A 22,315-nucleotide genomic window follows, 5' to 3' on the forward strand; every position below is an offset into this window, starting at 1 on the left:
ATCGTCGCGGCTCACCTTCAATGGTGGCAATGACTGGCCTCCGCTTTATGTGACTAGCGGGTTAACATGGTTAACGCAGTGGGTCAGGGTCGTTTGCGCCCGGTAAACAGGCTCACGAGGAACAGAATAATACCGACAATAAAGACAATTTTAGCTGCCCATGCTGCCGTACCCGCCAGACCGCCAAAACCTAATGCTGCAGCAATCAGAGCGATGACCAGAAAGATAATACCCCAACGAAACATAAGCCTCTCCTTTACCATAGTGAAAATCGAACTGCTTATTCTTCACATCACTGTTTTTAATACGGAACGGCACCGTTGGTGATGCCGTTCCGGTTGCGTTAAGATTTCACCTTGAGGTCATTCTTCACGCTTTTCACGCCTTCAATGGCTTTGGCGATCTTCTCAGCCCGATCGGACTGGGCCTGATTCGCCACTTCCCCGGACAGCTGTACCACGCCATCGGTGGTTTCCACCTTCACGTTGCGCGATGGCACAATGTCATCTGCTAAAAGTTTAGCTTTTATTTCACTGGTGGTTGCTGCATCACCTGCATAACCTTTCAATGAACTCTGTTTGCTGTCTCTAACGTGTAGTTTGTCGCTGACGGATTTAACCCCTTCCACCTTCTGCACCAGCGCCACAGCCTTCTCAGCCTGGTCCTGCGAGGTGACAAAACCGCTCAGCGTCACGACGCCTTGCTGCGTTTTTACTGAGATATCCGTACTTTTAATCGCTTCATCGTCCACCAGAGCGGCTTTGGCTTTGGCGGTGATGCCGCTGTCATCCATAAAGCCATCGACTTTTTTCATAGAACTATCGATTTTGGAACCCGCGCTGCTGCTGGTATCAGCCGCCATTGCCGCGCCGCTTAACAGCGCAGTACCGGCCAGTGCAGCAATCAGGGTTTTAGCAATCTTAGTCTTATTCATCGATATCATCCTTCTATCAGTTAACCCACTCGCAACCGCGAATGCGCCAGCAACACACCACGTTGCTGCGTGATGGACGTAATCAGACCCACAGGTCCGTTTTCTCGTCCGACAGAATAATCATAGTAGGGATTACAGCTTTTGCTGGCTTTTGTGGTTGATATCTCGCCAAAAAGCGATAACCGCAGCGCAATTAAGAGGAGTCTGTATCGGAGAAAACCGGGCCGCACAAAGTGACAGCCCGGTCGGAACGGCGAACTTAGTGTTCGCGCGTTTTACGGAAGGTCACGTCAGGATAGCGCTCCTGCGTGATGTTGAGGTTGACCATGGTCGGGGCGATATAGGTGAGGTTGTCACCGCCATCGAGCGCCAGGTTGATCTCGTTTTTGCGCTGGAAATCGTCGAACTTCTTCGCATCGCTGCATTCAACCCAGCGGGCAGTCGACACGTTGATGGCCTCGTAAATCGCCTCAACGTTGTACTCGCTCTTGAGACGCGCCACGACCACATCAAACTGCAGCACGCCCACCGCACCCACGATCAGATCGTTGTTGTGCACCGGACGGAACACCTGCACGGCGCCCTCTTCCGACAGCTGGACCAGCCCTTTCAGCAGCTGTTTCTGCTTCAGCGGATCGCGCAGGCGAATGCGACGGAACAGTTCCGGGGCGAAGTTCGGAATACCGGTGAACTTCATGGTTTCGCCCTGGGTGAAGGTGTCGCCAATCTGGATGGTGCCGTGGTTATGCAGGCCGATGATATCGCCCGGATAAGCTTCCTCAACGTGCGAACGGTCGCCCGCCATGAAGGTCAGCGCATCGGAGATCACCACATCTTTACCGGTGCGCACCTGACGCAGTTTCATGCCCTTCTCATATTTGCCGGACACCACGCGCATAAAGGCCACGCGGTCACGGTGTTTCGGGTCCATGTTGGCCTGAATCTTAAACACGAAGCCGCTGAACTTCTCCTCTTTGGCTTCGACTTTGCGGGTATCGGTCTGGCGCGGCATGGGCGCCGGCGCCCAGGCAACCAGACCATCCAGCATGTGATCGACACCAAAGTTGCCCAGCGCGGTACCAAAGAACACCGGCGTGATTTCGCCGCTCAGGAACAGCTCTTTGTCGAACTCGTGCGATGCGCCCTGCACCAGCTCCAGCTCGTCACGCAACTGCTGCGCCAGCTCTTCGCCGACGGCCGCGTCCAGTTCCGGGTTCGCCAGCCCTTTTACCACGCGCACTTCCTGAATCGTGTGGCCTTTGCCGCTCTGATACAGGTAAGTTTCGTCGTTGTAGAGGTGATACACGCCTTTGAACAGCTTGCCGCAGCCAATCGGCCAGGTGATCGGCGCACAGGCGATTTTCAGCTCGCTCTCGACCTCATCCAGCAGTTCCATCGGATCGCGAATGTCGCGGTCCAGTTTGTTCATGAAGGTGATGATCGGCGTGTCGCGCAGACGGGTCACTTCCATCAGCTTGCGGGTACGATCCTCAACCCCTTTCGCGGCGTCGATCACCATCAGGCAGCAGTCCACCGCCGTCAGCGTACGGTAGGTGTCTTCCGAGAAGTCTTCGTGCCCGGGGGTATCCAGCAGGTTAACCAGGCTGTCGCGATACGGGAACTGCATCACCGAGGTGGTGATGGAGATACCGCGCTGCTTCTCCATCTCCATCCAGTCTGATTTGGCATGCTGGCTGGAGCCGCGACCTTTGACGGTACCGGCGGTCTGGATCGCCTGTCCGAACAGCAGGACTTTTTCGGTGATTGTGGTTTTACCGGCGTCCGGGTGCGAGATGATCGCAAAGGTACGACGGCGCGCCACTTCTTCTAAAAAGGGAGCAATAGACATGAGTGAATTCTTCTTCAGGGCAACGCGCGAGCGGCGCGCTGCGAATAAATCATTCCGGAGCCAGTCCGGCGGATAACGGTGCCAATGGCGACGCATGCGCGTCGGGTCACAGCAGGGTGTGTGCGATCTACATTGGCGGCAGTCCGGTTATCCCATCAGCATTGAGGCGGCATAGCATACAATATTTCAGCAGGCGGGGGAATCTGCGGCAGGATGAGACGATGCTCGCGCAGTTCAGGACATGTCTTGTAAACACTAAGCGATGCCTGGCTGAGAATGCCTGTCCGGAACCGTCACCCCGGCAAGGACAGCAAAATGACCCTACAGCTTAACCCACATACCTATAGCCCGTCGCACCGAAACGCCGCCCTGTCGTCGTCCGCGCAGATGTACCGCAAACCCGGCGAGATGCTGCTGATCAACGCGCCGGATAACCCAGTGCTGCCTGCCACCGGCCGCGCTGATTTTTCCCGCAGCAGCCTGCCGGCGCACCTGCATTATCTGCTCACGCCGCGTCCCGGTTTTTCTGCCGGTCAGCATTTTGTCCCGGAGTATCCGTACATGCTGGACGCCGCGCTGTCGGTCACTGCCCGCCGGGGCGCGGTGTCGTTAGCACCGTATCACGCCGACAGCGACAAGTGCGCGCTGGTGATTGAGCGGCAGACGCTGGTGAAGTTTGATCTGCCGCCGCTGCACGATTTGGTGCTGAGCTACATCGGTCTCAACACCTACTTTAGCGAAGTGCGCTTTTACAACCGTGCCGGACGCATCGTGGCGTTTCGTCGCCTGAACGCCAGCAAAAAGCGCCACGAAGTGTTCTGCTTCGCCGGCATGAAGCCGTTCTCACTGGTGATTGAGACCAGCCAGCACAGCTCGATTTTGCTCGATGAGATGGTGTGGAATCAGACCGTGGGCGCGGGCGCGCGCTGAGGCGCGTTATCCCAGCATGCGCACCACCGCCGCCTTGAAGATCTTCACGCCGATCTCCAGCGAACTCAGCTCAAAGCGCATCTGCGGATGGTGCAGTCCCGGCACCAGATTGGTTCCCAGTCCCCAGAAACCGGCTTTCACCTGCGGATTTTTCACCGGATAGTAGAAGAAATCCTCGCTGCCCGGCGTGGTTTTCGCCGCCAGTAATCCCTGCTCGCCGAGCACATCGACAATCGCGGCGCTCAGCAGCGCGGTGGCATCGGCATCAATTTCCGCCGCCGGCATCTCTTTCAGCACCACCACTTCAGCGGTTGCGCCCAGCGCGGCCACGCTGTGCTGAATCGCCTGGCTGACTTTCTCTTTAAGCAGTTCCATCGGCGCGTTCTCCTGCGAACGCAGATCCCACACCACGCGCGCCTCGTCCGGCACCGAGTTGGTCACGCCGGCGTCGCACAGGAAGCGCGTCGCTTTTACGCTCCAGGTGAGGCCCGGTGCCAGATGAATGCTGTTCACCGCCTGCACCGCCTGGACTGCCGCATCAAGCGCGTTGACGCCGAGATGCGGTCGCGCGGCATGGGCCGGAACACCTTTAATGGTGGCCTCCAGCGTGCTGCACGCTGAATAGATCACCGCAGGCGTCGCCTGCCCGACCTGGCACTCCTCCAGCGGGCGCAAATGGAAGCCGAGGATCATCTCCACGTCATCCAGCGCGCCGCCCTCAATCATCGCCAGCGCGCCGGCCCCCAGCTCTTCAGCCGGCTGGAACAGCAGCTTCAGCCGCCCTTTTTTAATAGCGCCTTCCTGCAGCAGCTCCTGCGCGGCGGTCAGCACCACCGACGAGTGGCCGTCATGGCCGCAGGTATGGCGGGCGCAGGCAACGCCGTCGATCACATGCCCGAGCGCATCCATGTCGGCGCGCAATGCCAGCACCGGGCCCGGCACGCCGCTGTCGATCTCCGCCACGATGCCGGTGGTCTGGTTGATGCCGCGCGTGACCTTAATGCCAGCCTGTTCCAGCTGACCGGCGATGTAGGCCGAGGTTTTAACTTCCTGAAACCCCAGCTCGGGGATTTCATGCAGAAAATGGTAGTGATCGAGAACTCTGGACACCGTTTCGCTCCTAAACAAAAAAACGCATCACGAACATAGCGATAACCGCATTGATAATGCTGGTGAGCATCAGCAGCGGCCAGTATTTTTTCGGCACATCAGCAACGCCCAGCAGGCGGCCCATGTACTGCAACTGCGAACCCATGAGAAAAATCGCCGGTGCGAGGATGGTGATGTCGGTACCGCTCAGCAAGCCTTTCGCCATCAGGCTCACCGCCACCCCGACGCTGGCCGAGGATGACAGCCACGCAGTCAGCAGCACGGTGATCGCCTCGCCGGGCAAACCGAACATTCCCATCAGCGGCGCAAACGCGTGACCAAGAAACTGCATGATGCCGAGCAGATTCAGCACTTCCGCCAGCACATAGGCCATCACCACATTGGGCATCAGATTGTGAATAGCAATATGGAAGCCTTTAAGCGCGCCGACAATAAAAATATCAAACGGATTATTATTGACCCGCGTCTGTACGTTATTTGACATCAGCAAAATCCTTCTTATAAACACTGTTTAACACAAAACGGACAAATGCCGCACCGACGAATTTCAGCACAAACATCAGCAGCAGCGGAATAATGATCGGCGCACTCATGGACGTAAATAGCGCCGAGCCAATGGCAAAATAGTTATTGATCAGTCCGGCACCGGAATATTGCCAGGCGCTCATCACCACCAGCTCTTTTTTACCAATTTGCTGCTGATCCGCCATCTCTTTAGTGAGCGCCGCGCCGGCATCGGTACTTTGCAGATCGGTAATCAGCGCCAGGCCGCAGCGTCCCGGCAACCCCATCAGCGGTTTCAGCAGTGGCGTCAGCAGCGTGTGGGCGGCACGAATCGCGCCGTAGTGGGTGAAAATCTCCAGCACGCCCAGCGCCAGCATTACAGTAGGTGCCAGCGACAGCGCGAACAGAAAGCCGGCTTTGGCGCTGATGCCGCCGGCACCGAGAAAGGTGGAACCTGACTCTTTGATGGTGCCAAAGCTGCCACCCAGCGTGGTGAAATCAAACGCGCCCAGCCAGCTAAAGCCTTCGACCTTATAAAGCAAACCGGAAAAAAACAGTATTGCCAGTATCAGCGCGAGGTAATTTCCGGCGCTCGCCGTGACCGTTTGTGGCGCGGCCATGATTTTTTCTTCAGACATCTTTTCTCCTGCTGACCCTATTTCTGCCAGACGTGGTTGCAATATACGGAACTATTAACCAAGCAGGATTTATGCCAATGCGCACTTTCTTTAATTTCGCTATGGCTAATTTTGTTCAGTAACAAGCAGCAGCCGGAATAAGCGTTTATATCGCCGTGCCAGGTTTATTGCTGGTCGCGCCAGTGCTTATTTTATCGGCGGGTTGACTGGCGAAGAAGTGATCGGTGCGGTTGTGCGCTGCACCGCCAGCAGGCAACGCAGCTGCACTAAAACAGTGCTGCGGACTGTGAATGAAAATTAGTCAAAGTTGAGAATTCTTCGCATTCAACTAGCGGAATAATTCCATTTATAATCAATAAGATAAATTCAACTTTTTTACGAAAAAACCTTCACAAAAAAGTATAGATTGATGCATAATTCGCCGTACTTCACCTGACAAATTAAAAAGGACTCAGCCATGTTAACCGCTGAAATGACCTCACGCCTGAACGACCAGCTCAATCTCGAATTCTTCTCCGCCAACCTCTATCTGCAGATGAGTGCCTGGTGCAGCGACAAAGGCTTCGAAGGTGCCGCCTCGTTCCTGAAAATGCACTCGCGCGAAGAGATGCAGCATATGCAGAAGCTGTTTGACTACGTCAGCGATGCCGGTTCACTGCCGGTGCTGGGCAGCATCGCCGCGCCGGCGGTAAGCTGGACCTCGCTGAATGACGTACTGGAAGAAGCGCTGAAGCACGAGCAGCTGATCACCAGCAAAATCAACGAGCTGGTGCACGCCGCGCTGACTTCGCAGGATTACTCCACCTTTAACTTCCTGCAGTGGTACGTTGCCGAGCAGCACGAAGAAGAGAAGCTGTTCAAAACCGTGCTGGACAAGCTGGCGCTGGTGGGCAACAAAGGCGAAGGTCTGTTCCTGGTGGACAAAGATCTGGGCCGCATGAACGTCGAAGGCCACGGCCAGTAAAAATAATAAAGATTATGCACAGCAGCATGCACAACGCCCGACTCTGTCGGGCGTTTTTTTGTGCTTACTCCAGCGCTTTTAGCCTAAGCTCCGACGGCTGTGGCCGGCCAAACAGGTAGCCCTGGAACAGCGTACAGCCCTCTTCGCGCAGGCGGACAAACTGCTCATTACTCTCCACGCCCTCTGCGGTGATCTGAATATCCAGGCTGCGGCTCATGCCGGTAATCGCGCGGATGATTGCCAGCGCCTCGCGGCTGTCGCCCATATCATTGATAAATGACTTGTCGATTTTGATCTTATCGAACGGGAACGAACGCAGATAGCTGAGCGACGAGTAGCCGGTGCCGAAGTCGTCGAGCGCAATCTGCACGCCCAGCGTTTTCAGGCTCTGCAGCGTACGGATATTGCCGAGCGTATCATCCAGCAGCACCGATTCGGTAATCTCCACCTCCAGCCGATGCGGCGCCAGGCCGGATTCCCGCAGCGCGCCCTCCACCACCGACACCAGCGAGCTGTTCTTAAACTGCAGCGGCGACAGATTGACCGACACCGACTGTTCGGTTTCCCAGCTCTGCGCCTCGCGGCAGGCTTCGTACAGCGCATAGGCGCCGAGCATATGGATCAGGCCGGTCTCTTCGGCAATCGGAATGAAGTCATTCGGCATGATCAATCCTTTGATCGGATGATGCCAGCGCATCAGCGCCTCATAGCCAATGATGCCGGTTTCGTTGGTGATCGGCTGATAGTAGAGCTTGAGCTGCCGTCCGGTAATTGCCTCGCGCAGATCGTTCTCGATCACCCGGCGGCTGCGCGCCACATTATCCATCTCCAGCGTAAAGTGCTCATAACGGTTACGGCCGTTACGCTTGGCTTCATACAGCGCCATGTCGGCGCAGCGCAGCATGTGTTCCGGCGTATTGGTGGCCTGCGAGGTCAGCGCGATGCCGACGCTCAGCCCGACCGATAGGTTGTGGCCTTCAACATTCACCGGCGGGCGGATCGCCTCGATCAGGCGCTGCGCCACAATCGCAGCCTCATCGGCATTCCGCACGTTGGGCAGCACGATGGCAAACTCATCGCCGCCGATGCGCGCCAGCGTGTCCTGATCGCGCAGTACGCTGCGCAGCCGCTTCGCCACTACCCGCAGCAGATCGTCACCGATCTGATGCCCCAGCGCGTCGTTCACGTTCTTGAAGTTATCCAGATCGAGACACAGCGTGGCGCTGGTCTGGCCCTGCTGCTGATCGACGCGCAGCGCCTCGCTCAGCTTCTGGCGAAACAGGATGCGGTTTGGCAGGCTGGTAAGATTATCGTGATGCGCCATGTGACGAATGCGCGCATCGGCTTCACGCTGGTCGGTGACATCTTCCACAATTAGCATCACGTAATTCTGCCGCATGTCTTTGCCGCTGATGGTGGTGGCGCGGGTGTGCAGCACCCGCTCACCGCCGGCGGTCAGCAACAGCTGCTCGCGCGTGTGGATGCCTTCGCTGCGCAGCGCGATATCCGCCAGGCTGTTGAAGTAATCACTCAGTTCCGCCGACATACATTCGTGCGGCCGCTTATGCATAATCAGCGACTTACTGAAGCCAAACAGCTGCTCGGCTTTGTCATTGACCATCAGGATTTCGCGGCTGATGGCGTCTTCGACGATCACGCAGGAGGGAATGTTGCTGATGATGGTGTCGAGGAAGCCGGAAAGCTCCGACATTTTGGCGCTCTGCGCCTGCGCCAGATCGCGCGCACGCAGCAGCTGCTGCTCGTGCTCACGCCGCTCGGTGACGTCGCGGGTGATCTTGGCGAAGCCGATCATTTTGCCCTCTTCATCATGAATCGCGTCAATCACCACATGCGCCCAGAAGGCGGAGCCGTCTTTGCGGTAGCGCCAGCCCTCGTCCTCAAAGCGACCGGTTTTCAGCGCGATGCCCAGATTGGCATCCGGCGTACGCGCCTGACGTTCCGGTGAGCCGTAGAACACGGAGAAGTGCTGGCCCACGATCTCGTCAGCCATGTAGCCTTTGGCGCGCTGCGCGCCGGCGTTCCAGTTCACCACCCGGCCCTGTAAATCCAGCATGTAGATGGCGTAATCCGTCACGCCTTCCACTAACAGGCGGAAGGTTTTCTCGTATTCACGCTGCTTGCGCAGCAGCGCCTGCTGTTCGGTGCAGTCGCGGGTGATTTTGGCATAGCCGATCAGTTTGCCGGCGTCATCGCGAATCGCATCGATGATCACGTGCGCCCAGAAGGCGCTGCCATCTTTGCGATAGCGCCAGCCTTCGTCTTCAAAGCGACCGGTTTTAAACGCGGTGGTCAGGTTGCGTTCCGGGATATGGTTCAGGCGATCCTGTGCGCTGTAGAAGCGCGAGAAGTGCTGGCCGACAATCTCTTCAGCCACATAGCCTTTGGCGCGCTGCGCGCCGGCGTTCCAGTTTTCGACATTGCCGTCAAGGTCGAGCATGTAGATGGCGTAGTCCGTTACGCCTTCAACCAATAAACGGAAACGCTGCTCCTGTTCCTGTTGTTTACGCTGCTGCGCCTGCTGTTCAGTGCAGTCGCGGGTGATTTTGGCAAAGCCCAGCAGTTCGCCGTACTCATCGCGGATGGCGTCAATCACCACGTGCGCCCAGAAGGCGCTGCCGTCCTTGCGATAGCGCCAGCCTTCGGTTTCATAGCGCCCGGTGGCGGTGGCGATGGCCAGACCGCGCTGCGGCGCGCCGTTGCGCCGATCCTCTTCACTGTAAAACAGCGCAAAATTCTTCCCGATGATCTCTTCGGGGGTATAGCCTTTGGCGCGTTGCGCCCCGGTGTTCCAGTTAGCCACCGTGCCATCCGGCTTAATCATGTAGATGGCGTAATCCACCACGCTCTGCACCAGTAGCCGGTACATTACGTCAGAGTTATTGTTCATTGTTGTTCGCCTATGCTGGCCTGGTCTCGATGCGCAGTTAAGATAATTCTTAATCTTCAGGCAGACTTAAACGCAAAAGCGCATCGCTTACAAGCGCAAATCATCCGCAGACAAAAGTTGGTAGTGTGGTTATCGGCAGTGGCGAGAAAATGTTCAGTGGGATAGTGGATTTATTGCGCAAAGTTGACAGCACGCCGCGCGGAGATTCTCCGGCGGCGTGCGGTCAGGTGGCATTAACTGACGTCATCTGGCGCGTTCAGGTTAAATGCATGCCGATATAGCGTTCATAACGCGCGGGTTTTACGCGTGACAGATCGACCAGCACCAGGCCATCAATACAGTGATTGAAATCCGGATCGCTGCCGAAATCGATAAACTGCACGCCGCCCGGCTCGCACACTTCCGAATACTGTTTGTACAGCGTCGGAATCGCGGTACCGAGATTAGCCAGCAAATGCTTGAGACGACGCAAATCGTCGGCATAGTTATCGCCGGTGAACTGCGCCAGCACCTCCGGCAGCGACGCCGGATAAGGGCGGCGCGATTTCGCCAGCGGCAGATCGGTCGGAAAGTAGAGACGGTAAAACGCCACCAGCAGATCGCGCGCCGCCAGCGGCATGGTGCCGGAGATCGACACCGGGCCAAACAGGTAGCGCGTCTGCGGATAGCGCGCAATGTAAGCGCCGATGCCCATCCATAAATAATCCAGCCCGCGCTTGCCCCAGTAGGCCGGCTGAATGAAGCTGCGTCCCAGCTCCAGCCCCTGTTGAATAATCGGCAGCATGCGCTCGTCATAGTGGAACAGGCTGTCGCTGTAGATGCCCTGCAGCCCGCGCCGCGCCAGCTGCTCGGCGCCGGGAATAAAGCGATAGGCACCGACAATCTCCAGCGCCTCGTCATCCCACAAAATCAGGTGATAGTAATCATCGTCATACTTGTCGAGATCGCGCCGCCGGCCGCTGCCCTCGCCCACCGCGCGGAAGGCGATTTCGCGCAGCCGGCCCAGTTCACGCAACAGCGGTACCCAGCTGGCCCCGTTGCGCCGCCACAAATAGATCTGTTTGCCGTCCGGCAGCGTCCCGAGCCGTTCACTCTCCAGCAACGCTTTTTTCAGCTCAGCGCGATCTTCCGGGCGGGCGATGGCGGCTTCGGTAAGAAACAGACCGCGCCGTCCCTGACCGATGCGGTACAGGTGCTTGCGCAGCCGCTTCGCCAGCTCTTTGCCCGGCGTATGGCCATCGTGCCAGTTGGCGAAGGGAATCTGTTCGCCGATATGCAGTTTGATGCGCGTGCCGCGCTGGCGGAACATTTCGCGCACCAGCATCAGCAGCGCCAGCGGTGCCGCCACCTTCGCCGCGGCGTAAAACGCCAGGCTGTTACGTCCGACTACGTGCACCGGCACCAGCGGCGCACGGGCGCGGGCGGCGAGGCGCAGAAAACTGTGGTGCCAGTGACGGTCACGCACGCCGCGGCTGGACAGGCGCGAGACTTCACCGGCCGGGAAGATGATCAGCGCGCCCTGGTTGTCGAGATGCTGCTGCATGCGCGTCAGCTGCTCGCGGCTGGTGCGGTTGCCCATGTTATCCACCGGCAGCATCAGGTTGTTGATGGGTTCCAGCATCATCAGCATGCGGTTGGCAACGATTTTCACGTCGCGCCGCACCTGCGATACCGCCGCCAGCAGCGCCAGGCCGTCCAGCGCGCCAAGCGGATGGTTGGCGACGATCACCACCGGCCCATGCGTCGGGATCTGTTCAAGGTCGCGTTCGCTGAGCTCACAGCGCACATCCAGGTGTTCCAGCACCTGCTCCACCATATCCACCCCTTTCAGATGCGGATAGCGCTGGGCAAAGTCCTGAAACTCCTGTTCACGCACCGCCCACTTCAGCAGGCTTTTCTGCCAGTTTGCTGGCTGCTGGCCTGGCCAGTAAGTATTGAGAAGCTGATCAACGGAAAACATGGTGCACCTTTTTATACGCAGCGATTTATTCCCCTGACGTTAAAACGGCTTGTTTTCAGATTTATGACCATGGCAGATGCGGACAGGAAAAAGTATCGGCGCGCTTTGTGCTGGCGCATAAAAAAGTCAATTTTACCTTAAATGAGAATTTTCCAGACAGGACTTAAATCTTATTCTTAAGACCCGTGAATTAATCTGGTCACACCTCTGCTAATGAATTTTCATCGGTGTTTATTCCTTGCATTCTTTTTTTTGTTTATTTTTGGACTACACATATGATTCATTCGGTATTTATAGTTGATGACCACCCATTAATCTGTGCGGGTATTCAGGCACTGCTGCACGCTTATGACTATTCGGTTGCGGGCATTGCCAACAAAGGCGATTTATTGATTAGCGAATTACATCATGCGCAGCCAGACGTGGTGCTGCTGGACCTGACCATGCCCGGCCGCGCGGGCATTCCGCTGATTGCCGACATTAAGCGTATTTTGCCGCAGCAAAAAATCATTGTTTTTACCGCCTCAGAAAGCCTGTTTTATCAACGCTGTTGCCTGCAGTTAGGGGTAGAAGGCTATGTGTGTAAACGCGGCGATTTGGAAACTTTATTGACAGCAATAAAAGAAGTCGAGCGCGGAAAACGTTTTTATCCGGTCACGCACAGTGCGGCGGATGCCGCCGAGCTGATTGAAAGCGAGAAATTGATGAGTTTAACGCGCCGCGAATTGGTTGTGCTGGTGAAACTGGCCTCCGGGATGAGTAATAAAGAGATCGCCTCACAATTACAGCTGAGCAGTAAAACCATCAGCACTTATAAAATTAAAATTCTGCGTAAGCTCGGCCTGAAAGGGATTAGCGGAATTAATACGGCGGCGCGCGCCAATGAGCTGGTGTGAGTCAAATCCGGCCCGGCCCGCCAGCGTGACGACCGGGCAGCAGGTCAGAGCTTGAGCGGCGGCAGCTGAGAGAATACGCTCAGCAACCCTTTGCTCCACAGCTGGCGGATCTGGGAAAAGTAGGGATGCTGTTCGGTGATGTGGTACTGCTCGCTGTCGCTAAAGCTGTCGCTGTGGTAAACCATCGCGTCGAGCGGCAGGCCGACGGAGATGTTACTCGCCAGCGTCGAATCCATGGAGATCAGCGCACACTGCATCGCCTGGCTGAGCGAGGTCTCATAGCGCAGCACGCGATCAATGATCGGCTTACCGTATTTGCTCTCACCAATCTGGAAGTACGGCGTGTCGACGCTGGCTTCAATAAAGTTGCCCTGCGGATAGATCTGGAACAGCCGCGGCTCTTCGCCGCGAATCTGCCCGCCCAGCAGCAGCGTGCCGCCAAACTCCTCGCCGTCGCGCGCAATCACTTCACGCAGCGTGGCGCCTACCAGCAGCGCAATGTCGTACAGTGAACGCCCGTTGAGCAGATTGGGTTGTTCGCTGTCGTTACAGTTGCGCCGCAGCAGGCTCATCACGCTCTGCGTCGTCGCCAGATTGCCGGCGCTTTGCAGCACCAGCGTGCGCTCATCATCCACCTGAAACACATGCAGTTTGCGAAACGAGGAGATATGATCCACGCCCGCATTGGTGCGTGAATCCGAGACAAAAATCATCCCGGCCGATAAACGCATTGCCACACAATAAGTCATAGTTACGCCTGTTCCGATTACTGCTGCCCGTGCACCTGTTGCACCGCAGCCACCGCCAGCATATCTTCACCGCCGCCGCCCAGACGAATGCCGCGTACCGGACAGGCATCGAGATAGTCGACACCCACCGCCAGCCGCAAATGCTGCCGCGTACTGCGCGTGTTATTGGTGATATCAAAGCTGTGCCAACTGCCATCCAGCCAGGCTTCAACCCAGGCGTGGGTAGCAACGTGTTCAACGTTGTCAGTATACAGATAGCCACTGACGTAGCGCGCCGGGATCCCCAGGCTGCGACAGCAGGCGAGAAACACGTGGCTGTGATCCTGGCAAACGCCGCTGCCGGCAGCAAACACTTTCGCCGCGCTGTCGCTTACCTGCGTGCTGCCGGGCTGGTACGGCATTTTCAGCAGCAGCTCGTCCATCAGTTTTTCCAGGCTGGCGAGCGGTTTTTCCGCCTGCCAGTAGCGCCGGGCGAAGTCGCGGATTGCCCCGTCCGGCTGGGTCAGCGGCGTAGCGCGCAGAAAAACCAGCGGCGACAGCGTCGACTGCGGATCCGGCGCCAGCTCGCTGGCATCCAGAATCTCGACCACGCCGCGCGCGGCAATCTCCAGCAGCTGATGCGGCCTGTCCAGTGTCAGCACGTGCAGCACGTTGCCGTAAGCATCCAGCGTGCGCGTCGCCTCACACGGCAGATCGAGCTGCCACGACAGCACCTGCTGGTGCACCGAATTCTGCGGCGTCAGGCGCAGATACTGGGTGCTGAGTTTTACCTGCTGCTCATAGGCGTACCAGGTTTTATGCTCAATGTTCAGTCTCATTTCGCCTCCAGATAGGTGTGATTGATGCTCTCCGCCAGCGCGTTGATGCGGCTGAGAAAATGGTCCAGCCACGGCTGCAGGCCGTCGCGCGTCAGGCTTTCCCAGGTGCTGAAGCGCATCTCCGCCAGCAGGACCGTACTGAGATAGCGCGGGCGATCCTCGCCGCTGCTGCCAATCTGCTCCAGCTGGCTGGCGATCTCCTCAATGCAGGAGTGCAGCGAGCGCGGACTTTCGCTGCGCAGGATCAGCATTTCGTTGACCAGCGGCGGCATCAGCTGCTGCTTAAAGATGGCGTTGTAGGCCTCGCGCGCCGACACCGCGCGCAGCAGACTGTCGAGGCAGTAATATTCCCGCACCGTGTCGGGATGCTGCTCCAGCAGTTGCTGGTTAACGCTCAGCAGCCGCGCGGTGCCGTCGCTGCGCTCCATCAGCGTGCCAAGCCGGATAAAACGCAGCGCATCGCCGCGCAGCAGCGTGCCGGACATCGCGCCGCGAAACAGATGCGAACGCTCTTTCACCCAGTCGAAGAAGCTGTCGGCACCGGCCGGCGAGATGCCGCGGCGGCGCGTGTTGCGCATCTCAATCCACGTCGAGTTAATGCTCTCCCACACTTCGGATGACAGGCTACCGCGCACCGCGTGCGCGTTGTTCCACGCCGCCTGCCAGCAGCTGAAAATACTGCTCGGGTTACGCTCATCCAGCGCGAAGAAGTTGAACAGCTGCGGCATGGTGCAGCGCCCGTTGAGGGTTTCAAACAGCTGACGCGTACCGGTCAGGTTGAGCGGCAACAGCAGTTCGTCGCCCTGACGATTGCGCACCGGCATCAGCGACAGGCGATGGGTCACATCCAGCACCCGGGCAAGTTGTTCTGCGCGCTCCAGATAGCGCGCCATCCAGTAAAGGCCACTGGCCGTCCGGCTTAGCATGATGTGTCATCCTCCAGCACCCAGGTGTCCTTGGTGCCGCCGCCCTGCGACGAGTTCACCACCAGCGAGCCTTCGGTCAGCGCCACGCGCGTCAGGCCGCCCGGCACCAGCCGGATATCCGCGCCGTACAGCGCAAAAGGCCGCAGATCGATATGGCGCGGCGCCAGACCGTTGTCGATAAAGGTCGGGCAGGTGGAGAGCGACAGCGTATCCTGCGCGATGTAATTATCCGGCCGCGCCAGCAGCCGCTCGCGGAACTCGCTCAGCTGCTGCTGGCTGGCGACCGGACCAATCAACATGCCGTAACCGCCGGCACCGTGTACCTCTTTCACCACCATCTGCGCCAGATTGGCCAGCACGTAGCTCAGATCCTGCGGCTTGCGGCACTGCCAGGTGGGCACATTGTTGAGGATCGGATCTTCATCAAGGTAGTAACGGATCATCTCCGGCACGTACGGATAGATCGACTTGTCATCGGCAACGCCGGTGCCGATCGCATTGGCCAGCACCACATTGCCGGATCGGTATACCGACAATAATCCCGGCACGCCGAGCATCGAATCCGGCCGGAAGGCGAGCGGATCGAGAAAGGCGTCATCCACGCGGCGATAGATCACATCCACTTTGCACGGCCCGGCGGTGGTACGCATCAGCACCACGCCGTCTTTGACGAACAGATCGGCGCTCTCCACCAGTTCCACGCCCATCTGCTGGGCGAGAAAACTGTGTTCGAAGTAGGCGCTGTTGAAACGTCCCGGCGTCAGCACCACCACCACCGGATCGTTAACCGGCGAGCTTTCGCGCAGCGTCTGCAGCAGGTGCGACGGATAACGCTCCACCGGCGCGATATGCTGCGCGGCAAACAGCTCCGGATAGAGGCGCATCATCATTTTGCGGTTTTCCAGCATGTAGGAGACGCCGGACGGCGTGCGCAGATTATCCTCCAGCACGTAATAGTCGCCGTCGCTGTTGCGTACCATATCGACACCGGTAATGTGCGCGTAGATCTGGCGATGCAGATCGACATCCTGCATACAGGGCTGATACTGATCGTTAACCAGCACCTGCTCGGCCGGCACGATGCCGGCTTTGAGAATATATTGCTGATGGTAGATATCGTGCAGGAAGGCGTTGAGCGCCTGAACGCGCTGGCGAATGCCGCGTTCCAGCATCGCCCACTCGCTGGCAGGAATGATGCGCGGCACGCTGTCGAACGGGATCAGCCGCTCGGCACCGCCATCGTCACCGTAGACGTTGAAGGTGATGCCAACGCGATGAAACAGCAGTTCTGCCTCTTCACGTTTACGCGCCACCGCCTCTTTGTCCGCCTGTTGTAACCATTCCCAGTAATGCTGATAGTGAGCGCGGTGCTGACCGTCGCTCTGCAACATCTCATCGTAGAAGGTTGATGCTATCTGGTCGCGTGCTTTCATGATTTACCCGGCGCTTGTCAGAGGACCTGACTTCTCTCCTGCACAAAGTGTGCCAGAGGCCCGCCGCCGCAACGGCAGGCGCGCCCCAAAAGCGGAGCCGCGCCGGATAATCCTTGCCTTGCACCTTACTGGTGCATCAGCTGCTGCGCCACTGGCAGCCAGATTTCGGTCATTGCTCCTTCGCCGCCGGTAAACGGATCGCGATCCGGCAGCGGCACGCGCTGGATCTGCTCTTTTGACGCGCGAAGCCGGGAAGGTTCGTCGCGCACGGTTTCCGGTGACATCCCTTCAGAATAGGCGCCAACGGTGAAAAAGTCGTCGGAGGCAAACACCTGTTTATGGCCCACGCCGGCCGGGATCAGCACCGCATCCCCCTCACGCAGCGTCACCATGCGACCGCTGTCGCCGCCAAACAGCACTTCCGCCCAGCCCGCGCCGACGCCCAGTACCTCATGGGTGTTGGGATGATAGTGGGTGTAAGGAAAAATCGGCGCGCGCCACGCCGCAGGCCAGCCGCTGGCGCTAAAGGTTTTTTCAAACCAGGCCGCGCTGTCCTCCTCCTCTTCCGGCACCACGCACGGCCAGATGATCAGCGGCAGCGGATTATTGGGTACACCGCCGGACGGCAGCGATAACATTAAATGCTGCGGGTTACCTGACGATCCCGCGGAAAAGGTACCGGCGGCGAAAGACATCAGTAACAGCAGACTGGAAGATTGGGCAGACATACTCTTTCTCCGGATAGCCACATTGCCTAATTGTGGCAAAGCCACCGGGCATTGCAATGTGCGCACACCGGCAAAATTCACATAAAAGAATGATTTAGCTTACTAAAGCCAAATTACTTATTAACATATTTAACATTTCGTGGCATGCCGTGGCGCGCCTCGTTTACCCGGCATCTGCCGCAGCAAAAAACAGGCAAAAAAAACCGGTGGATTTCGCCACCGGTAGAATCAACAGTTGATTCAAAGGCACTGACAGGTTATCGCAGGCGGTCAGCGATGGGTTTCACTACGTTCTCCCCTTCACGACCATAAAACTGAAACAGCGTCTCGGCGGCCGCCTCGGTGAGCACCATGATTTCAATGCGGCGGTTACGTGCGCTGAGCGGATCGGCTTTGTCCAGCGGCATACGGGACGACATGGCATTCACCTGCAGCACGCGCGTGCTTTCCAGCCCGCCGCGCTCCAGCGCGCGCCGCGCCGCCAGCGCACGGTCACCGGAGAGATTCCAGTTGTTGTACGCCGCGTTGCCGCTGTACTGCGCGGCGTCGGTGTGGCCGCTGATCATGATTTTGTTGTCGATACGGTTAAACACCGGACCGAGTTCGGTCAGCAGACGCTGATAAAACGGCGTCAGCACCGCGCTGCCGCGCGGAAACATCATGCGATCCTGGTCATCCTGAATCAGGATACGCAGCCCCTGCGGCAGGGTTTCCAGCGTCAGCAGGTTCTGGGCGTGATAGCTGTTGATGATGCTCTGGATCTGCTGACGCAGCTGCGCCAGCTCGGCGTCAGAGCGCGACAGCACGCTGTCCAGATCTTCCTTAGCCTGATTGGCGTTGCTGTCGCTGTTTTCCGCGCTGGTGTCACTGACGGTGGCACCCTCGGTCGGCGGCGCAATCGCCAGCGTTTCACCAATGATGGCGGAGCCGCGTCCGGTTTCGACATCGAACGGATTAAAGCCGGAACCGTTAAACACCGAGGTGCCGTTGAGCTGCGCGACAATCTCCTTACGCTCGTCTTCGGTGACGGCGCCCATGATCCACAGCACCATAAACAGCGCCATCATCGCCAGCGTGAAGTCGGCAAAGGCCACCTTCCATGCGCCGCCGTGAGCCCCGTGATGCGCTTTCCTGCTGCCGCGTTTAATGATCAACTTTGTGGTGGTGACCAAAGGGGCCGAGCGTATTTCTGAAGTGTCGGCGCGCTTTACCCTCGACGCGCTGCCGGGCAAACAGATGGCGATCGACGCCGATCTCAACGCCGGGCTGATTAACCAGGAACAGGCGCGCGTACGGCGTCAGGATGTGGCCAACGAGGCGGACTTCTACGGCGCGATGGACGGCGCCTCCAAGTTTGTGCGCGGTGACGCCGTCGCTGGCATCATGATCCTGCTGATCAACGTGCTGGGCGGCATCCTGATCGGCGTATTCAAACACGGTTTACCTGCCGGCCAGGCCTTTGAACAGTATGTGCTGCTGACCATCGGTGACGGTCTGGTGGCGCAGATCCCGTCGCTGTTGCTGTCGACGGCGGCGGCGATCATCGTGACGCGCATCAGCGACGGCGCTGACATGGGCGAGGACGTGAAGTCGCAGCTGCTGGCGAAACCGGCCACGCTGTATACCGCTGCGGGCGTGATGTTTGTGCTGGCGATTGTGCCCGGCATGCCGCACATGGTGTTCCTCGCCTTCACCGCCCTGCTGCTGTTCGCCGCGTGGCGCCAGAGCCGCGGGGTGCAGAAGCCGACGCAAAGCCATGTCGACATGGAGGCGATCAATCAGGCGCTGGCGCAGCCGGACGAACAGCCGACCATCAGCTGGGACAATATTCCGCTGGTCGAGCCCATCGGCCTTAATCTGGGCTACAAGCTGGTCACGCTGGTGGATAAAGGCAAAGGCGCGCCGCTGACTCAGCGTATGCGCGGCGTGCGCCAGGTGGTGTCGGAAACCAGCGGCGTGCTGCTGCCGGAGATCGCCCTGCGTGAAGATTTCCACTTAAAGCCGTCGCAGTACGCCATCAAGATCAACGGCGTCCGCACTGCGGTGGGCGAAGTGCACGCCGACCGCCTGATGGCGCTGCCGACGCCGGATCAGTACGGTGAGATCGACGGCCTGCTGGATACCGATCCCGCGTACGGTATGGCGGTGACCTGGATCCTGCCGGAGCAGAAAGCCAAAGCGCTGAATCTGGGGTATCAGGTGGTCGACTGCGCCAGCGTGGTGGCTACCCACGTCAACAAAGTGGTGCGCGAAAACCTGCCCGAGTTGTTCAACTACGATGATATTACCCAGCTGCATCAGCGGCTGGCGAGCGTGGCACCGAAGCTGTCAGAGGATCTCAACGCGGCCGTGAACTACAGTCTGCAGCTCAAGGTGTATCGTCTGCTGCTCAACGATCAGGTATCGCTCAAGGACATCACCACCATTGCCACCACGCTGCTGGAGAGCGTGGCGATCACCAAAGATCCGATCCTGCTAACCTCCGACGTGCGTTACGCGCTGCGCCGCGCCATGGTGGCGGCGATTGCGCCGGACAACAAACCGTTGTCAGCCTATACGCTGGATAACAACCTGGAAAACCTGCTGCTGGCAGCGCTCAATCAGGCGCAGCAGGGCGGCAAAGTGGCGCTGGACAGCTTCCCGGTCGACCCTAACATTCTCACCCAGCTGCAGAGCACGCTGCCGGTGATGATGGAGCAGCTGAAAGCGCAGAACCTGACGCAGGTGCTGCTGGTGACGCCGCAGCTGCGGCCGCTGATTGCACGCTACGCCCGATTGTTCGCCAGCGGGCTGAATGTGCTGTCGTATAACGAGGTGCCGGACGATGCCAATCTGCAGATTGTCGGGCAGGTGAGCTGATGCGTTACGGAAAACTGTTATAAAAAAACACCGCTGATCTGTCTCTGCCGCCCTTCACTGTTATGTGGTTTACTGGCAGGCAGTGATATTCAGAGGTGAATAATGGACGCGATTAAACAAATTCTGATCGATGAAATCGACACGCTCAACCGCGAAGAGCGGCGCGATAATCTGCCGCGTTTTAGCTTTAACTTCCTGAAAACCCATCCGGGGCTGTGGGGCGTGATGTACCTGTGCTACGGCCTGTGCGTGGCGCTGATTTTCTCGACTGAGATGCTCGGCTGGCCGGCCTTCTGGTTCGCCACGGTGTTCGTGCTGGTGATGAGTTTTCTGATGCTGCTGGACATCAACCCGAAATACCGCTTCGAGGACATCGATACGCTGGATTTGCGCGTGTGCTACAACGGCGAGTGGTATTACGTGCAGCCGGTCTCACAGCAGGCGCTGGACAAGATCCTGGAGAATCCGGGTACGCCCGAGCGCGTGCGCAGCGGCATCGATCGCCTGATGCAGCAGAAAGGAGAAGTGGATTTTTATGATGTCTACTACCTGACCTGGGGCCATCAGCGCGCCGCGAAAATCTGATCGGGCAGATTCATTCCTGCTTCCATGGTATTTATAAGTCTTTAATGACTCACTGCTTAATTACTACCCCCAGCGTCTTTACACAGAAGGTATTCAAAGATAAGGCGGTTAGTAAGACAACGCCTGAAGGCTGGGTCTGGAAGTTTCGCCGCGCGCACCAAATCAAAACGCCGGTACGCCGCTGTGAAAGCGCAGCTCAGCGTCCGGTTCGCTGATCAAACGCGCTTCCGCTGCCCCAATCGCCCGCACGCGCGGCGCGATATCCTTCGGTGAAATCTGTGCCGCCAGCGTCAGGTAATCCTGATAGTGGCGCGCTTCGGAACGCAGCAGTGAGATGTAAAACTTCTCCAGCTGCGCATCCAGATACGGCGCCAGGCTGGCGAAGCGCTCGCAGGAACGCGCTTCGATATACGCCCCGCAAATCAGTTTATCCACCAGCGTATCCGGTTCATGGGTAGTCACTTCACGCAGCAGCCCTTTGGCGTAGCGGCTGGCGGTGATCTTGCGATAGGGCAAACCGCGCGCCTGCATGATTTCCCACACCTGATAAAAGTGGTGCAACTCCTCTTTGATCAGCAGCACCATCTTTTCCACCATCTCATCAGCCCACGGCAGTTCATTGCGCACAATAATGCTTTTGCTGAGATTCTTGTGGGCATTGATAAAATCGCTGTCGTGATTCTCGCCGAAAATAAAATCTTCGTACGGCTGCAGCCACGCCAGGATCGCGTCACCACTGGGTTTATCCGCGACGTATTTACGAATCAGCCACACCGCGGTCTGCGCCGCTTTCAACTCGCATACCATGTGATCGGTAAGCAGCAGCGTGAGATTTTCCGGCTTGCGCGCTTCATCAATCCACGCCTGCGGCGTGCGGCACTGTAAAAACTGGTGAATGGGGTCTAATAGCGAAGCGTAATTCATCGGAGGTTCTTTGCTGGCAGGAAAATTACCGGGCGGCACGTGCCGCCCGTCAGGGCTTAGTGACGCACACCGTCATCGTCTTCGTCGTCGATCTCTTCGCCGTCGTCTTCATCTTCGGCATCCGGATCTTCAAAGTAGGTGCCCCAGCCGTCGTAATCGACGTTGTATTTCCCGGCCAGATTCACCAGCTGCTCGACCTGCGCGTCAATCAGTTCCGGCTTCAGCGCCGATTCGCTCAGGATGTCGACGCACATCACGGTGCTGCCGTCTTCCAGCTCCAGCTCTTCCGGCTCGGTGACTTCATAGCCCAGCTTGAACGCGTCAACCGCGGCCTTCTCCAGCGAGTCGAAGTTGTTGCAGGAGAGATGATGCTCGATGGTGTAAAGCGCATCCGGATCGCTGCCGTCTTCCAGCAACTCTTCAATGATCAGGCGCGTCTCTTCGCGCTGTTCTTCCAGCAATGCTTCGTATGCCATGGGCGTGTCCTCAAAATGGTGGCAGTGAATGCAATTATTTTCCCACACTGCCTCGCGCGCCACTACACAAAACAGAAAGTTTCTTATCGCTGGGGTTGAAAATGCATATTCATACGGTTAGATT

General features: G+C 57.9%; 20 protein-coding genes and 1 pseudogene. 5 read left to right on the forward strand and 16 right to left on the reverse strand.

Going from position 1 to position 22,315, the window contains the following annotated elements; all coding sequences use genetic code 11:
• Positions 1-83: 83 nt before the first annotated feature.
• From K7H94_RS15825 to prfC, 3 genes are all read right to left on the reverse strand, one after another.
• The gene (locus tag K7H94_RS15825) at positions 84-245 is read right to left on the reverse strand and encodes a DUF1328 domain-containing protein (protein WP_007893192.1); all 162 of its coding nucleotides are present in this window, start codon (positions 243-245) and stop codon (positions 84-86) included.
• 98 nt (positions 246-343) lie between these two features.
• On the reverse strand, positions 344-934 hold the full coding sequence (gene osmY / locus K7H94_RS15830; protein WP_021507660.1) for a molecular chaperone OsmY: 591 nt from the start codon (positions 932-934) through the stop codon (positions 344-346).
• A gap of 259 nt (positions 935-1,193) precedes the next feature.
• A complete protein-coding gene (gene prfC, locus K7H94_RS15835) occupies positions 1,194-2,783 on the reverse strand; it encodes a peptide chain release factor 3 (RefSeq protein ID WP_021507661.1) in 1,590 nt (529 codons plus the stop codon).
• A gap of 315 nt (positions 2,784-3,098) precedes the next feature.
• Between prfC and K7H94_RS15840 the strand changes: the two genes are divergently transcribed.
• Complete coding sequence (locus K7H94_RS15840) at positions 3,099-3,713, forward strand: hypothetical protein (RefSeq protein WP_222951320.1); 615 nt, start codon at positions 3,099-3,101, stop codon at positions 3,711-3,713.
• Between the two features lie 6 nt (positions 3,714-3,719).
• On the opposite strand, the gene K7H94_RS15845 is transcribed toward K7H94_RS15840, so the two are convergent.
• The 3 genes from K7H94_RS15845 to K7H94_RS15855 are packed head-to-tail and all read right to left on the reverse strand — an operon-like array spanning position 3,720 to position 5,965.
• Entirely contained in the window at positions 3,720-4,823 is a 1,104-nt protein-coding gene (locus tag K7H94_RS15845) for a M20 peptidase aminoacylase family protein (protein ID WP_058759555.1), read from the reverse strand.
• Positions 4,824-4,833: 10 nt separating this feature from the next.
• The gene (locus K7H94_RS15850; protein ID WP_222951321.1) at positions 4,834-5,307 is read right to left on the reverse strand and encodes a YjiG family protein; all 474 of its coding nucleotides are present in this window, start codon (positions 5,305-5,307) and stop codon (positions 4,834-4,836) included.
• A complete protein-coding gene (locus K7H94_RS15855) occupies positions 5,297-5,965 on the reverse strand; it encodes a nucleoside recognition domain-containing protein (protein WP_222951322.1) in 669 nt (222 codons plus the stop codon). The genes K7H94_RS15850 and K7H94_RS15855 overlap by 11 nt, the downstream gene beginning before the upstream one ends.
• Positions 5,966-6,422: 457 nt before the next feature.
• On the opposite strand from K7H94_RS15855, the gene ftnA reads away from it, so the two are divergent.
• On the forward strand, positions 6,423-6,929 hold the full coding sequence (gene ftnA, locus K7H94_RS15860) for a non-heme ferritin (protein ID WP_058759556.1): 507 nt from the start codon (positions 6,423-6,425) through the stop codon (positions 6,927-6,929).
• A 64-nt stretch (positions 6,930-6,993) separates the two neighbouring features.
• Here the strand turns inward: ftnA and K7H94_RS15865 are convergent, their stop codons facing one another.
• On the reverse strand, positions 6,994-9,837 hold the full coding sequence (locus K7H94_RS15865; RefSeq protein WP_141496214.1) for a sensor domain-containing protein: 2,844 nt from the start codon (positions 9,835-9,837) through the stop codon (positions 6,994-6,996).
• Positions 9,838-10,093: 256 nt separating this feature from the next.
• Entirely contained in the window at positions 10,094-11,797 is a 1,704-nt protein-coding gene (gene olsF / locus K7H94_RS15870; RefSeq protein ID WP_141496213.1) for a bifunctional ornithine lipid synthase OlsF, read from the reverse strand.
• 227 nt (positions 11,798-12,024) lie between these two features.
• Between olsF and K7H94_RS15875 the strand changes: the two genes are divergently transcribed.
• Positions 12,025-12,693 carry a response regulator transcription factor gene (locus tag K7H94_RS15875; protein ID WP_245001379.1) on the forward strand — a complete coding sequence of 223 codons (669 nt, stop codon included), beginning with the start codon at positions 12,025-12,027 and terminating at the stop codon, positions 12,691-12,693.
• Between the two features lie 44 nt (positions 12,694-12,737).
• Here the strand turns inward: K7H94_RS15875 and K7H94_RS15880 are convergent, their stop codons facing one another.
• From K7H94_RS15880 to lafU, 6 genes are all read right to left on the reverse strand, one after another.
• The gene (locus K7H94_RS15880) at positions 12,738-13,442 is read right to left on the reverse strand and encodes a proteasome-type protease (protein ID WP_031279727.1); all 705 of its coding nucleotides are present in this window, start codon (positions 13,440-13,442) and stop codon (positions 12,738-12,740) included.
• A gap of 17 nt (positions 13,443-13,459) precedes the next feature.
• A complete protein-coding gene (locus K7H94_RS15885; RefSeq protein ID WP_058759558.1) occupies positions 13,460-14,260 on the reverse strand; it encodes a transglutaminase family protein in 801 nt (266 codons plus the stop codon).
• Positions 14,257-15,186 (reverse strand): alpha-E domain-containing protein, encoded by a 930-nt coding sequence (locus K7H94_RS15890; RefSeq protein ID WP_021507672.1) that lies wholly within the window; start codon positions 15,184-15,186, stop codon positions 14,257-14,259. The genes K7H94_RS15885 and K7H94_RS15890 overlap by 4 nt, the downstream gene beginning before the upstream one ends.
• Positions 15,180-16,619, reverse strand: coding sequence for a circularly permuted type 2 ATP-grasp protein (locus K7H94_RS15895; RefSeq protein WP_222951323.1), 1,440 nt, complete (start codon positions 16,617-16,619; stop codon positions 15,180-15,182). The genes K7H94_RS15890 and K7H94_RS15895 overlap by 7 nt, the downstream gene beginning before the upstream one ends.
• A gap of 125 nt (positions 16,620-16,744) precedes the next feature.
• Positions 16,745-17,347, reverse strand: coding sequence for a hypothetical protein (locus tag K7H94_RS15900; protein WP_222951324.1), 603 nt, complete (start codon positions 17,345-17,347; stop codon positions 16,745-16,747).
• Between the two features lie 257 nt (positions 17,348-17,604).
• Positions 17,605-18,519 carry a putative lateral flagellar export/assembly protein LafU gene (gene lafU / locus K7H94_RS15905; RefSeq protein ID WP_222951325.1) on the reverse strand — a complete coding sequence of 305 codons (915 nt, stop codon included), beginning with the start codon at positions 18,517-18,519 and terminating at the stop codon, positions 17,605-17,607.
• Here lafU and K7H94_RS15910 point away from each other — a divergent pair.
• Both K7H94_RS15910 and K7H94_RS15915 read left to right on the forward strand, forming a co-directional pair.
• Positions 18,491-20,206, forward strand: a pseudogene (locus K7H94_RS15910) (flagellar biosynthesis protein FlhA); the annotation flags it as partial. The gene lafU and the pseudogene K7H94_RS15910 overlap by 29 nt on opposite strands.
• Before the next feature lie 102 nt (positions 20,207-20,308).
• Positions 20,309-20,791, forward strand: a complete 483-nt coding sequence (locus K7H94_RS15915; RefSeq protein WP_021507677.1) for a YlaC family protein — start codon at positions 20,309-20,311, stop codon at positions 20,789-20,791.
• Between the two features lie 162 nt (positions 20,792-20,953).
• Here K7H94_RS15915 and miaE read toward each other — a convergent pair whose 3' ends face one another.
• Both miaE and rraB read right to left on the reverse strand, forming a co-directional pair.
• On the reverse strand, positions 20,954-21,715 hold the full coding sequence (miaE, locus tag K7H94_RS15920) for a tRNA isopentenyl-2-thiomethyl-A-37 hydroxylase MiaE (protein ID WP_088516037.1): 762 nt from the start codon (positions 21,713-21,715) through the stop codon (positions 20,954-20,956).
• A 56-nt stretch (positions 21,716-21,771) separates the two neighbouring features.
• Positions 21,772-22,191: a ribonuclease E inhibitor RraB gene (gene rraB, locus K7H94_RS15925; RefSeq protein ID WP_222951326.1), complete on the reverse strand. Its 420-nt coding sequence runs from the start codon at positions 22,189-22,191 to the stop codon at positions 21,772-21,774.
• Positions 22,192-22,315: the final 124 nt, after the last annotated feature.

It is taken from the genome of Pantoea dispersa, from assembly GCF_019890955.1.
Lineage (GTDB): Bacteria > Pseudomonadota > Gammaproteobacteria > Enterobacterales > Enterobacteriaceae > Pantoea > Pantoea dispersa.